Origin of the sequence: Yersinia rochesterensis (genome assembly GCF_003600645.1) — a bacterium.
GTDB classification, from domain to species: Bacteria; Pseudomonadota; Gammaproteobacteria; order Enterobacterales; family Enterobacteriaceae; genus Yersinia; species Yersinia rochesterensis.
The window spans coordinates 1,274,102-1,286,998 of the sequence record NZ_CP032482.1; the positions used below are offsets into that span (position 1 = coordinate 1,274,102).

Consider the following 12,897-nt stretch of genomic DNA (forward strand, 5'->3'; position numbering starts at 1 on the left):
TGATCAGTTTTTCGTCTGTTTTGCTGCTTCGTGTTTTTGTGATGTATTTTGTTGAATAGCTTCACAAAACCAACTGCAAATATGTTCTATACGCGTAATGGCAGAACCGACGGTGACAGCATAAGCGCCTGCTGATATTGCCGCTGCGGCTAATGCTGGCGAGTTATAACGGCCCTCTGCAATCACTCTACAGCCCGCTTGGGATAGCTGTTTTACCAGTTCTAAGTCCGGTTCGGTGGGAATTGACGTTTGGGTATAACCCGACAATGTGGTGCCGATAAAATCGATACCTAACCGGTGCGCTAACAGAGCATCTTCAATATTAGAGGAATCTGCCATTGTCAGGCAGCCTGTTGCTTTTGCCCGCTGGAATAAATCTTCTACTGAAACTGGGCGAGGGCGGCAGGTGACGTCAAAAGCGATAATATCGGCCCCGGCGGCACTTAACGCATCTACATCTTCCAGCCAGGGGGTGATTCTGACTTCTGAGTCAGACAAATCACGTTTAATAATGCCAATAACGGGGGCATCGGTAACCCGGCGCACCGCTTCAATATTCCTAATGCCCTCAACACGCAGACCAACCGCACCACCCGCCAGTGATGCTAATGCCATTGCCGCCACAATTTCTGGCGTATCCATGGCGCTGCCGGGGACAGGTTGGCACGAGGCGATAAGGCCATTTTGGAGCTGGTGGCGGAGACGACTTTTTTTACTTAGGTTCAGATTGCTCACGGTCTTTAGCTCCGATAAAATATTTTAAATGAAGTTTTACTCCATTATGTTAGATCTTTTATCTGTAGGGTGCAATGGTCAACCTTTCATTAATTGGGTCAAAAAGTATTTATTGTGGAGCGTAACTCCAGTATGAAAATAATAATGGAGTTGTGACAAGAAAATTGTCATAGTCATCCTATCAACATCATTACAGATATAGGGGGTTGCGCCAGATGGGAAAAGTGTTGGCACTGGATATCGGTGGAACAAAGATTGCTGCGGCGGTGGTGACTGAGAGCGGCATGTTAGTTGGCCGTCAGCAAATAGCGACACCACATGGCGGGGCAGCACAGCTGGCGATAGCACTGGAAACGCTGATTGCACCTTATCGGCATCTGGTTGATTTTATTGCGGTTGCTTCAACTGGCATTATCAATGGTGGCCGCTTGACGGCACTTAATCCTGCGAATTTGGGCGGTTTAGCGGATTTTCCGTTACAAGATTGCATCCAGTCGATCACTGATTTGCCTTGTGTGTTGCTCAATGATGGGCAGGCGGCCGCTTGGGCTGAGTATCAGGCGTTAAGTCGTGATGGTAACAATGAAATTTCGGTAAAAAATATAATTTCTGTAAAAAATATGATGTTCGTGACGGTTTCCACCGGTGTGGGCGGCGGCATCGTGTTGGATAAAAAATTGCTGGTTGGTCATCATGGATTGGCCGGTCACATTGGCCACACATTGGCAGATCCCCACGGCCTGTTATGTGGCTGTGGCCGTCGAGGATGTGTTGAAAGTGTCGCCTCCGGGACGGCAATCGGCGCAGAAACACTGGGTTGGAAACAACCGGTTGCTGCCGCCAAAGTATTTGAATTGGCACAACTTGGTAATATTCATGCAGAAAATATTATTAACCGCTCCGCGACTGCGATTGCTCAAATGCTGGCCGATATGAAAATGGCATTGGATCTGGAAATAGTCATTTTGGGCGGCAGTGTTGGGCTGGCGGCGGGGTATTTGGAGCGGGTTATTGGGGCACAAAATATATTGCCGGAAATCTATCGTGTGCCAGTTCAGGCTGCCCATCACCAGCAAGATAGCGGGTTGTTGGGCGCGGCACTGTGGGCCAGATCATCACTGTAGTCATAACATCATAGCAAAACTATTGAGGCCAATATGATCAGCGGATCATTAACACAAACAGCTTTTTTCAGTGGGTTACCAGAACGTCTGCAATGGGTTTTAGCCTATTTGGCTAAGACGCCGTTGGCGGAGCTAAGTTGCGGGCGTCATGAAATAGACGACGAGCTTGTTTTCATGAATGTGATGGAGTTTGAGACCCAACCGGCTGAAAATAAGAAGGCCGAAATGCACCGGACTTATGCAGATGTTCAACTGCTGATAAGTGGCATTGAAGGCATTGAATACTCGACTCTGACACCCACTGAGCATCTCGAACCTTATCATGCTGACGATGACTATCAACTGATTGCCGAGATTCCAGATAAAAGCCAATTACGCATGCTACCGGGGATGTTTGCGGTATTTCTACCGGGCGAACCTCATAAGCCAGGTTGCCAGATTGCGGGGGCGGGCACTATCAAGAAAGTAGTGGTGAAAGTTCATCATAGTTTATTGCATAACGAATTATCTCTATGATTTTTAAATAATAAGAAAGCACGTTATCTTTGACATCTTCCCCGGACCCCCGGGGTTTTTTTATTGATCTCACCCCGCACAATACCGCCATTTGTCTTCACGAAATGGGCCAATTATGTCATGATGCGCGGCAGAAGCGTCCCTATCCGTCAATTCTCTTTCCCTTGAGGTGTCCGCGTGAATACTGGTGCCCCCCGTTTTAAGCCAGGTAAAATTCTTGATGCCTTGGGTGCGATGCAAAATAGCCTGACCCGCTCAGCGCAGCGCATTGCCGCCTATATTTTGGCGGAACCCGCCAAAGTTACTCAGCTTTCTATTGCCGACCTTTCCTCCCTGACACAGGCCGGTGAAGCCACTATCATCCGTTTTTGCCGCACACTGGGTTATAAAGGATTCCAAGATTTCAAAATGGATTTGGCCATTGAGGTGGCAACCCGCCATCACAGTGAAAACAGCCTGTTAGATGCTGATGTGCAAGAGGGCGATGATGCATTGGCGATTGGCAATAAATTGCAATCGGCAATTAATAATGTGCTGTCTGAAACTCTGAATCTGCTGTCTTTTGAGAGTGTTGAACAGGTGGTTAAGCTATTGCGCCCGGCTGATCGCATCTGCATTTTTGGTGTTGGCTCATCCGGTATCACTGCGGAAGATGCCAAAGGTAAATTGATGCGTATCGGATTGCGGGTCGATGCGGCCACAAATAATCATTTCATGTATATGCAGGCTTCTTTGATGCGCCCCGGTGATGTGGCAATTGGTATCAGCCATTCGGGTACCTCAGCCGAAACCGTGCAAGCACTAAAACTGGCGAAGCAGGCCGGTGCCACCACAGTGGCGCTGACGCACAATATGGGCTCCACCATTACGGAACTGGCCGATTATGTGCTGATTAACGGTAACCGTCAGGGGCAGTTGCAAGGGGACTCCATCGGCACCAAAATTGCGCAATTGTTTGTTTTGGATCTGATTTATGCCCTGTTAGTCAAAGCGGATCCTGCTCAGGCAGAAAGCATTAAACGTAAAACAACCCAAGCCGTCAGTCAAAATGGATGACCGGTAATCTTTTTCTGCTGCCATATCTAGCTGCTGCTGCGGAGATCTTTCGCCCGCAGTGGTAAATACCCCATCATTCTGTTGCTTATCTTACTCACTCTGGCATTTCGCTATCTTTGTCACGTTTTAGACACATTGTGATTGAAATAGCGGGCTGATCTTATACACTCAAATGGAGTTTTACTCCTCTTATGCATTTTGTTTGGAGTAAAACCACATAAATATAAATGTGGCGAGAACCTTCGGGTAGTGACAGATTAAGTGATTTTAAACAATCAGTTGCTAGGGTTTACCTGCCGCGAGGAAAACAGTTTCTGCCAGTGAACTTAGCTGGTGGTGGAGAGATCGACGATATGAGCACTTCAGTACAACCACAAACGGACCAACCACCTCGTGGGGATAAACCATTGCGCTGGTATAAGCAGCTCACCCCTGCACAATGGAAGGCATTTATTGCCGCCTGGATCGGTTATGCCCTGGACGGCTTTGATTTTGTTCTTATTACTCTGGTTCTGACTGATATTAAACAAGAATTCGGTTTGACGCTGATTCAAGCAACCAGTCTGATTTCAGCGGCCTTTATCTCGCGCTGGTTCGGGGGCTTGGTGCTGGGTGCTATGGGTGATCGTTATGGCCGTAAATTAGCCATGATCACCAGTATTGTGCTGTTCTCCTTTGGTACCTTGGCCTGTGGTTTGGCACCGGGTTACACCACGCTGTTTATTGCCCGACTGATTATTGGTATCGGGATGGCGGGGGAGTATGGCTCCAGTTCTACCTACGTGATGGAGAGCTGGCCGAAGAATATGCGTAACAAAGCCAGCGGTTTCCTGATTTCTGGTTTCTCTATTGGTGCCGTATTAGCCGCTCAGGCTTATAGCTATGTGGTCCCGGCATTCGGCTGGCGTATGCTTTTCTACATTGGCTTACTGCCAATTATCTTTGCTTTGTGGTTGCGTAAAAATCTGCCGGAAGCAGAAGATTGGGAAAAAGCACAAAGTAAACAACAGCAGTCGAAGCAGACTAATGACCGCAACATGGTGGATATTCTGTATCGCAGCAACTTGAGCTACCTGAATATTGCGCTGACCATCTTTGCCTCCGCCGCCCTTTATGCTTGTTTCACCGGCATGGTATCTACCCCAGTCGTGGTGATCCTTGGTATTCTTTGTGCGGCAGTATTCGTCTACTTTATGGTACAAACCAGTGGTGATCGCTGGCCGACCGGTGTGATGCTGATGGTGGTGGTGTTCTGTGCCTTCCTCTACTCATGGCCGATTCAGGCATTATTGCCCACTTATCTGAAAATGGATTTGGGCTATGACCCGCATACTGTGGGCAATATATTGTTCTTTAGTGGGTTTGGTGCCGCGGTGGGCTGCTGTGTCGGGGGCTTCCTGGGGGATTGGCTGGGAACGCGTAAAGCTTATGTCACCAGTTTGCTGATTTCACAATTACTGATAATTCCACTGTTTGCCATTCAGGGCAGCAGCATCCTGTTCCTCGGCGGGTTATTGTTCCTGCAACAGATGTTGGGCCAAGGGATTGCCGGGTTATTACCAAAACTGCTGGGCGGCTACTTTGACACTGAACAACGTGCTGCGGGGCTGGGCTTTACCTATAACGTTGGCGCATTGGGCGGGGCGCTAGCGCCCATTCTAGGGGCTTCAATTGCTCAGCATCTCAGCCTCGGTACGGCGTTGGGTTCACTCTCATTTAGCCTGACATTCGTCGTGATTCTGCTCATTGGTTTTGATATGCCATCCCGTGTGCAGCGCTGGGTGCGCCCATCGGGTTTACGGATGGTGGATGCCATTGACGGCAAGCCATTCAGTGGTGCTGTTGGCCCAAATCATGTCAGTGTGGTGACACAGAAGTAAAATAATGACTTTTTATTGCCCGGTGCAGGTTGGCCGGGCTTTTTATTGACCAGACATAAGTGAAATAGGTGGCTGGCGACCAGCATCGTGACTGGCTTAGAGCATTTGATACTTGAACATCACTAAACGGTATATAAAAGCGTTATAGGTATGCACCTAGTTATAAATACACTGAACATAATTTAAGGGCACAACATTCTCAATGAAGAAGCTTGCTGCCGAATGAACCCAGTGAATAAGGTGCAAAATGAAACAGATTTCAATAAAGAAAAATGGATGGACTCGAGTTGCCTTATTTAGCGCGCTAATCTTCGGCAGTGCAACCGCGAGTGCCACCGAGCTGCTTAATAGTTCTTATGATGTGTCCCGCGAGTTATTCAGTGCCTTAAACCCCGGTTTTGAAAAACAGTGGGAACAGCAAAATCCTGGTGACAAGCTGACCATCAAACAATCTCATGCCGGTTCCTCCAAACAGGCGTTGGCAATCTTGCAAGGGCTTAAAGCGGACGTGGTGACCTATAACCAAGTCACTGATGTGCAAATCTTGCATGACCGCGGCAATCTCATCCCGCCTGACTGGCAAGCGCGTTTACCTAACAACAGCTCGCCGTTCTACTCCACCATGGCTTTTCTGGTGCGTAAGGACAATCCAAAGAACATCCATAGCTGGGATGATTTGGTGCGCGAAGACGTCAAGCTGGTATTCCCGAATCCAAAAACCTCCGGTAATGGCCGTTATACCTATCTGGCCGCTTGGGGGGCAACTGAACAAGCCAATGGTAAAGACCAGGCCCAAACCCGTGATTGGATGAAGCGTTTCCTGAAAAACGTGGTGGTTTTTGACACCGGCGGTAGAGGGGCGACCACCACTTTTGTTGAGCGCGGCTTGGGTGATGTGCTGATCAGTTTCGAATCTGAAGTGAACAATATTCGCAAAGAGTATGGCAGCGACAAATATGAAGTCATTGTCCCGCCAGTCGATATTCTGGCGGAATTCCCAGTAGCTTGGGTGGATAAAAATGTCGAGAAAAATGGCACTGAAAAAGCCGCCAAAGCTTATCTCAATTACCTCTACAGTCCACCGGCACAGCAGGTAATCACCAGCTTTAACTACCGTGTTTATGATAAAGCGGCGATGGAAGCGGCTAAATCCCAATTCCCTGATACCAAATTATTCCGCGTTGAAGAGCAATTCGGTAGTTGGCCACAGGTGATGAGCACTCACTTCGCCACTGGCGGCGTGCTGGATAAATTGTTAGCAGAAGGTCATCAGTAATGATGTCGGCATCGAGTAAACGGGTTCTGCCCGGATTTACCCTCAGTCTTGGGAGCAGCCTGCTTTACACCTGCCTGATTTTGTTATTACCACTCAGCGCGTTAGTGATGCAAGTTGCTCAGATGAGTTGGGCACAGTATTGGGAGGTGATAACCAACCCTCAGGTGGTCGCCGCTTATAAAGTCACCTTACTGGCCGCCGGTGTAGCCAGTATTTTCAATGCGGTATTTGGCATGTTGATGGCCTGGATTTTGACGCGCTATCAATTCCCCGGCCGCAGTTTACTTGATGGTTTGATGGATTTACCCTTCGCCTTACCCACGGCGGTAGCGGGCTTGACACTGGCAACCTTGTTCTCCACCACCGGTTGGTACGGTGCCTGGTTATACGATGTTTTGGGGATCAAAGTCTCCTTTACCTGGTTAGGGATTGCGGTCGCCATGGCCTTTACCAGCTTGCCGTTTGTCGTGCGCACCGTGCAGCCGGTATTGGAAGAGTTAGGGCCAGAATATGAAGAAGCGGCGGAAACTTTAGGGGCCAGCCGCTGGCAGAGTTTCCGTCTGGTGGTGATGCCGGAATTGGCTCCGGCCTTGCTGGCGGGCACTGCATTATCCTTTACCCGCAGTTTGGGTGAATTCGGCGCGGTGATTTTTATCGCCGGTAACATCGCCTGGAAGACGGAAGTGACTTCGCTGATGATTTTCATCCGCTTGCAAGAGTTTGATTACCCGGCAGCCAGCGCCATTGCGTCAGTCATTCTGGCGGTTTCACTGGTGCTGTTGTTCGGGATTAACACGTTACAAAGTCGCTTTGGTCGGCGGATAGGGGGGCATTGATGGCTGATATCACAGAATTTAATGGTGTGGCCCGCCCGCCCATCAACTGGGGCAAATGGACGTTGATCGCCATCGGCGCACTGTTCTCGTTTTTACTGCTAGTGATCCCGATGGTGTGGATCTTTATCACCGCATTTTCGAAAGGGATCGAGGTGGTCGGGCAGAACTTATCTGACCCCGATATGCTGCACGCCATTTGGCTGACGGTGCTGGTGGCGCTGATTACCGTGCCGGTGAACCTGGTATTCGGTGTGGTACTGGCTTGGCTGGTGACGCGGTTTGTTTTCCCCGGTCGCCAGTTATTGATGACATTAATTGATATTCCGTTTGCCGTTTCACCGGTGGTTGCCGGTTTGATGTATCTGTTGTTTTACGGCTCAAACGGCGTGGTGGGCGGTTGGTTGGATTCTCACGATATCCAATTGATGTTCTCCTGGCCCGGAATGGTGCTGGTCACCATCTTCGTCACCTGCCCATTTGTGGTGCGTGAACTGGTGCCGGTGATGATGAGTCAGGGCAGTCAGGAAGATGAGGCCGCCGTGTTGTTGGGGGCCTCAGGTTGGCAAATGTTCCGCCGTGTGACCTTGCCGAACATTCGCTGGGCATTGCTGTATGGCGTGGTGTTGACCAACGCCCGCGCTATTGGTGAGTTTGGTGCGGTTTCGGTGGTTTCCGGTTCTATTCGTGGCGAGACCTACACCTTGCCGCTGCAAGTTGAGTTATTGCATCAGGATTACAACACCGCCGGGGCCTTCACCGCCGCCGCGTTGTTGACGCTGATGGCAATAGTGACCCTTTTTCTGAAAAGCGGCCTGCAATGGCGCTTAGCGCGTCAGGTTGTTCGTCTCGAACAGGAGCAAAAAGCATGAGCATTGAGATTGATAATATCAGTAAGTATTTTGGCCGCACCAAAGTGCTGAATAACATCACACTTGATATTCCTTCAGGCCAAATGGTGGCTTTGCTTGGCCCTTCTGGTTCGGGAAAAACCACTTTATTGCGCATTATTGCCGGGTTGGAAAACCAAAACGCCGGGCGTTTAAGTTTCCACGGCACTGATGTGAGCCGCTTGCATGCCCGTGACCGCCGTGTTGGGTTTGTATTTCAGCATTACGCGCTGTTCCGCCACATGACGGTGTTCGATAACATTGCTTTTGGTTTGACAGTGTTACCTCGCCGTGAGCGCCCAAATGCGGCGGCTATCAAGCAGAAAGTGTCGCAATTGCTGGAAATGGTGCAATTGGGCCATTTGGCTAGCCGCTATCCATCACAACTTTCTGGTGGCCAAAAGCAGCGAGTGGCTTTGGCGCGCGCGCTGGCGGTTGAACCACAAATTCTGTTGCTGGACGAGCCGTTTGGTGCCCTGGACGCGCAAGTGCGCAAAGAGCTACGCCGCTGGTTGCGCCAGTTGCATGATGAATTGAAATTTACCAGCGTCTTTGTCACGCACGATCAAGAAGAAGCCATGGAAGTGGCTGATCGAGTGGTGGTGATGAGTCAGGGCAATATTGAACAGGTCGGGACACCCGATGAAGTGTGGCGCGACCCCGCGACTCGCTTTGTGTTGGAGTTCCTCGGTGAAGTTAACCGCCTGAGCGGTGAAATTCGCGGGTCACAGCTGTTTATTGGTGCCCATCATTGGCCGCTGGATTTAGCCCCAATGCACCAAGGCAATGTGGATCTCTTCCTGCGCCCTTGGGAGATGGAAGTCAACATTCAATCAAGTGCCCGCTGTCCGCTGCCGGTTCAGGTGCTTGAAGTCAGCCCGCGCGGCCACTTCTGGCAATTAACAGTGCAACCTATTGGTTGGCATCAGGATCCTATCAGCGTGGTCTTGCCAGAAGGTAACATTGACGCCCCGGTGCGCGGCAATCGCTATTATGTTGGCGGGTTAAATGCGCGCTTATATTCTGGCGATCAATTGCTGCAACCCATTGCTTTAGCCCAAAGCGCCTGATAGGTTTTTCTTCTTTTTGTAAACACAGAGTCATACCCAAAGTCATTGGAGCGGCGAACACCTCTGCCGCTTCAAGAAGAAAGGGTATCTAAAGGTAATGAATGTGACGACCCTCGAACACTGCATCGGCAACACCCCACTGGTAAAACTGCAACGCATGAGCCAAGGGCTGAATGCACAGATTTGGGTCAAACTGGAGGGCAATAATCCGGCCGGTTCGGTGAAAGACAGGGCGGCACTGGCCATGATCCAGCAAGCGGAATTGCGCGGAGAAATATCTCCGGGCGATGTATTGATTGAAGCCACCAGTGGTAATACCGGCATTGCGCTGGCGATGATTGCCGCCATCAAGGGCTATAAGCTGAAATTACTGATGCCGGAAAACATGAGCCAAGAGCGGCAGGCCGCCATGCGCGCCTATGGGGCCGAGCTGATTTTGGTCAGCCGTGAGCAGGGTATGGAGGGCGCGCGGGATCAAGCGCTGGCGATGCAAGCACGAGGGCAGGGTAAGGTGCTGGATCAGTTTAATAATACTGACAATCCGTATGCGCATTTTACCGGTACCGGGCCGGAAATCTGGCAGCAAACCGCGGGTAAAGTGAGCCATTTTGTTTCCAGCATGGGGACGACCGGCACTATCACAGGGGTTAGCCAATATCTGAAAAGTCAAAATCCGGAGATAACTATTATCGGCTTGCAACCGGCCGAGGGCAGCAGTATTCCGGGAATTCGTCGTTGGTCACCAGAATATATGCCGGGAATTTTCCGCTCCGAGCTGGTGGATCAGGTGCTGGATATCACACAAATTTCAGCTGAACAAACCATGCGCCGCCTGGCCACAGAAGAGGGAATTTTCTGCGGTGTTAGCTCCGGTGGTGCAGTGGCCGGGGCATTGCGAGTAGCCGCCGAAAACCCAGGTGCGGTGATTGTGGCGATTATCTGTGATCGCGGGGACCGCTATTTATCAACTGGAGTTTTTGAGTAATTAAAGGGGATTTTCCCCTTGATGAACCCAAAACAGATCATTGGGTTAGCGTTTATCTTGATGATTCATTGTGGTTCGAGCCGGGTTTGAATCACGTCCTGCTCGATAACACATTGCAAAAATTTCAAACCCTACTCAATCCCAAACCCTATTGTCACCCCCATCTTTTGGGCGCGCTGTAGCGCAGACCCGCATGATATTCATCGGCTGTAACCTATTGCATAATCGGTCAAAATTCCTTGAGCTACAATGAAGAAAAGAGTGAAACCAACGGCCATGGGATTATTGACCCATCAAAGCCGATGAGGGTGAATCAAATAAAACTCAAGGATATGTAAGGATTGAGTAAAATCGGCTGCGCGCAAGTCAAATAGGCATGAAAATAGCCGAAATCAGGCTGGAGAGCGAAGAGATGAAAATTTTGTTAGTCGATGATGATGTTGAGCTGGGCAGCATGCTGAGGGAATACCTAAGCGGCGAGGGTTTTAATGCCGAATTGGTCGTCACCGGTAAAGCGGGCATTGCCGCGGCTTTGTCTGGGGACTATACCGCCTTGATTCTCGACATTATGTTGCCTGACATGAGTGGCATCGATGTTTTGCGCCAAGTGCGTAAAAAAAACCGTTTACCCATTATTATGCTGACGGCCAAAGGCGACAATATTGACCGTGTTATCGGCCTGGAAATGGGCGCTGATGATTATATGCCGAAGCCGTGTTACCCACGTGAATTGGTGGCCCGACTGCGCGCAGTATTACGCCGTTTTGACGAGCACCCCGATGCGCTTTCGGCGGATGATAGTGTCATTACACATAGCGACTTGATGCTCAATCCGTCGACCCGCAGCAGTGAATGGCAGGGCAAACCCTTTGATTTGACAGCTTCTGAGTTTAATTTATTGGAATTGTTATTGCGCTCGTCAGAGCGGGTGGTCACCAAAGATGAGTTATCTGACAAAGGCTTAGGCCGGCCGCGGGAAGCCTATGACCGCAGTGTCGATGTGCATATCAGCAATATCAGACAGAAACTCGCGGCATTGCCGGGGAATACGTTAAATATTGAAACGGTCCGTAGCATTGGCTACCGCATCAGATAATTGCCATTGGTGGAGTCAGTTAAGTATGCGTGGACGGTTATTCTGGAAAATCCTACTGGGGTTTTGGCTGACCTTTATTTTAATGACCCAGATGCTCTGGGTGGTATTTTCCTTTTACGGCAATCGCCATGAACCACTTGAGCGCGAAATGATACGCCAGATTGCTAAGTTACAGGTCGCTTCTGCGGCCTCGGTGCTACAAAGTGGTGGCCTGCCAGCCCTAAATGCCATGACGGCGAACTGGCCGGAAACAGATAAAAATCACTTTTCGGTATTGCCAGCGACAGAAATACCCCAAGTGACGACGGAATCACCGGATAAAACGTTGCCAGCCAAAGGTCGAGGGCCAGAATTTTACAGTAGAGAAGTTACAGCTTGGGTCAAAGGATCGGATGGTCAGAATTATCGTATCAGTTACGACATTGATGGATTGCGGGAAGTCAATCAACAGGGAAGGTCCGATGGAGGCCGCCATGAAATATTGAACATTCCGATCCCCATGATTTGGATGGGAGTGCTGGGCGGCTTGTTCTTCAGTACCTTGCTGGCCTGGAACCTGACGCGGCCAATGCGCCAACTGCGTGCTGGTTTCGAACGGGTGGCGCAGGGCGATTTGTCGGTGCGGCTGTTGCCTGTTATGCGTCATCGCCATGACGAACTGACCGAAGTGGCGCGTGATTTTGATTCAATGGCTGAGCGGCTGAAAGAGTTGGTTAGTGCCCGCGAGCAATTATTGCACGACGTTTCTCATGAATTACGTTCTCCACTGGCTCGCTTGCAATTAGCGATTGGATTAGCACGTCAAAACCCCAAAAATGTCGAAAATTCATTGCTGCGCATTGAACATGAATCTGAACGGCTGGATAAGATGATTGGTGAGTTATTGGCGTTATCTCGCACCGAAAATCACAATATCGCCGATGATGACGAGTATTTCGATTTGTACGAGTTAGTGGCCGTGGTGGTCAATGATGCTCGCTATGAAGCACAGGTGCCGGGTGTTGAAATACTGCTACAGGTATCACCGCAAGTTGACTATACCGTCAAGGGGAATGCCGAGCTGATGCGGCGGGCGATTGATAATATTGTCCGTAATGCGCTGCGATTCTCCGCCCAAGGCCAACAGGTAAAAGTGGTGCTTTCATTGACTGATGAGAGTTACCAGATTCAGGTTTCTGATCAAGGGCCGGGTGTTGAAGACAGTAAACTCTCCAGTATTTTTGATCCCTTTGTCCGGGTCCAATCAGCTCTCTCCGGCAAAGGCTATGGTCTGGGTCTGGCCATCACCCGCAAGGTGATTTTGGCGCATGGTGGGCAGGTTGAAGCAAGAAACGGCGAGCAGGGTGGGTTGGTGATTATCTTGCGAGTGCCGCGTTGGAGTGCGATAGAATAAATTATCAAACAAAAACGGCGCACAAAGGCGCCGTTTTCCATAT

11 protein-coding genes and 1 pseudogene are annotated in these 12,897 nt (G+C 50.0%); 11 read left to right on the forward strand and 1 reads right to left on the reverse strand.

Annotated elements, in window-relative coordinates:
- Positions 1-3: 3 nt before the first annotated feature.
- Positions 4-675, reverse strand: a complete 672-nt coding sequence (locus DXZ79_RS05915; RefSeq protein ID WP_230852345.1) for an N-acetylmannosamine-6-phosphate 2-epimerase — start codon at positions 673-675, stop codon at positions 4-6.
- 275 nt (positions 676-950) lie between these two features.
- Between DXZ79_RS05915 and DXZ79_RS05920 the strand changes: the two genes are divergently transcribed.
- The 11 genes and pseudogenes from DXZ79_RS05920 to DXZ79_RS05970 all read left to right on the forward strand — a co-directional run bounded on the left by DXZ79_RS05920 (position 951) and on the right by DXZ79_RS05970 (position 12,854).
- Entirely contained in the window at positions 951-1,859 is a 909-nt protein-coding gene (locus DXZ79_RS05920) for an N-acetylmannosamine kinase (RefSeq protein WP_050291468.1), read from the forward strand.
- Between the two features lie 33 nt (positions 1,860-1,892).
- Positions 1,893-2,375, forward strand: a complete 483-nt coding sequence (gene nanQ, locus DXZ79_RS05925; RefSeq protein WP_120011154.1) for an N-acetylneuraminate anomerase — start codon at positions 1,893-1,895, stop codon at positions 2,373-2,375.
- A 234-nt stretch (positions 2,376-2,609) separates the two neighbouring features.
- Positions 2,610-3,431: a MurR/RpiR family transcriptional regulator gene (locus tag DXZ79_RS05930; RefSeq protein ID WP_458379671.1), complete on the forward strand. Its 822-nt coding sequence runs from the start codon at positions 2,610-2,612 to the stop codon at positions 3,429-3,431.
- Positions 3,432-3,784: 353 nt separating this feature from the next.
- Positions 3,785-5,311, forward strand: a complete 1,527-nt coding sequence (locus DXZ79_RS05935) for an MFS transporter (RefSeq protein ID WP_038634998.1) — start codon at positions 3,785-3,787, stop codon at positions 5,309-5,311.
- Between the two features lie 247 nt (positions 5,312-5,558).
- Complete coding sequence (locus tag DXZ79_RS05940) at positions 5,559-6,587, forward strand: sulfate ABC transporter substrate-binding protein (RefSeq protein ID WP_050291466.1); 1,029 nt, start codon at positions 5,559-5,561, stop codon at positions 6,585-6,587.
- Complete coding sequence (cysT, locus tag DXZ79_RS05945; protein ID WP_038634993.1) at positions 6,587-7,423, forward strand: sulfate/thiosulfate ABC transporter permease CysT; 837 nt, start codon at positions 6,587-6,589, stop codon at positions 7,421-7,423. Before DXZ79_RS05940 ends, cysT begins: the two co-directional genes overlap by 1 nt.
- Positions 7,423-8,299, forward strand: a pseudogene (gene cysW / locus DXZ79_RS05950) (sulfate/thiosulfate ABC transporter permease CysW). Before cysT ends, cysW begins: the two are co-directional and overlap by 1 nt.
- Positions 8,289-9,380 carry a sulfate/thiosulfate ABC transporter ATP-binding protein CysA gene (cysA, locus tag DXZ79_RS05955; protein ID WP_038634987.1) on the forward strand — a complete coding sequence of 364 codons (1,092 nt, stop codon included), beginning with the start codon at positions 8,289-8,291 and terminating at the stop codon, positions 9,378-9,380. Before cysW ends, cysA begins: the two are co-directional and overlap by 11 nt.
- Positions 9,381-9,483: 103 nt before the next feature.
- Positions 9,484-10,365 (forward strand): cysteine synthase CysM, encoded by an 882-nt coding sequence (gene cysM / locus DXZ79_RS05960; RefSeq protein WP_038639672.1) that lies wholly within the window; start codon positions 9,484-9,486, stop codon positions 10,363-10,365.
- 412 nt (positions 10,366-10,777) lie between these two features.
- Positions 10,778-11,461, forward strand: a complete 684-nt coding sequence (locus tag DXZ79_RS05965; RefSeq protein ID WP_038639669.1) for a response regulator transcription factor — start codon at positions 10,778-10,780, stop codon at positions 11,459-11,461.
- Between the two features lie 25 nt (positions 11,462-11,486).
- Positions 11,487-12,854 carry an ATP-binding protein gene (locus DXZ79_RS05970; RefSeq protein WP_038634984.1) on the forward strand — a complete coding sequence of 456 codons (1,368 nt, stop codon included), beginning with the start codon at positions 11,487-11,489 and terminating at the stop codon, positions 12,852-12,854.
- Positions 12,855-12,897 lie beyond the last annotated feature (43 nt).

What these genes read in the sequence shown, in the direction of transcription:
- DXZ79_RS05920 (WP_050291468.1), top strand. Translation starts at nt 951, where the DNA reads ATGGGAAAAGTGTTGGCACTGGATATCGGTGGAACAAAGATTGCTGCG.
- nanQ (WP_120011154.1), top strand. Translation starts at nt 1,893, where the DNA reads ATGATCAGCGGATCATTAACACAAACAGCTTTTTTCAGTGGGTTACCA.
- DXZ79_RS05930 (WP_458379671.1), top strand. Translation starts at nt 2,610, where the DNA reads ATGCAAAATAGCCTGACCCGCTCAGCGCAGCGCATTGCCGCCTATATT.
- DXZ79_RS05935 (WP_038634998.1), top strand. Translation starts at nt 3,785, where the DNA reads ATGAGCACTTCAGTACAACCACAAACGGACCAACCACCTCGTGGGGAT.
- DXZ79_RS05940 (WP_050291466.1), top strand. Translation starts at nt 5,559, where the DNA reads ATGAAACAGATTTCAATAAAGAAAAATGGATGGACTCGAGTTGCCTTA.
- cysT (WP_038634993.1), top strand. Translation starts at nt 6,587, where the DNA reads ATGATGTCGGCATCGAGTAAACGGGTTCTGCCCGGATTTACCCTCAGT.
- cysA (WP_038634987.1), top strand. Translation starts at nt 8,289, where the DNA reads ATGAGCATTGAGATTGATAATATCAGTAAGTATTTTGGCCGCACCAAA.
- DXZ79_RS05965 (WP_038639669.1), top strand. Translation starts at nt 10,778, where the DNA reads ATGAAAATTTTGTTAGTCGATGATGATGTTGAGCTGGGCAGCATGCTG.
- DXZ79_RS05970 (WP_038634984.1), top strand. Translation starts at nt 11,487, where the DNA reads ATGCGTGGACGGTTATTCTGGAAAATCCTACTGGGGTTTTGGCTGACC.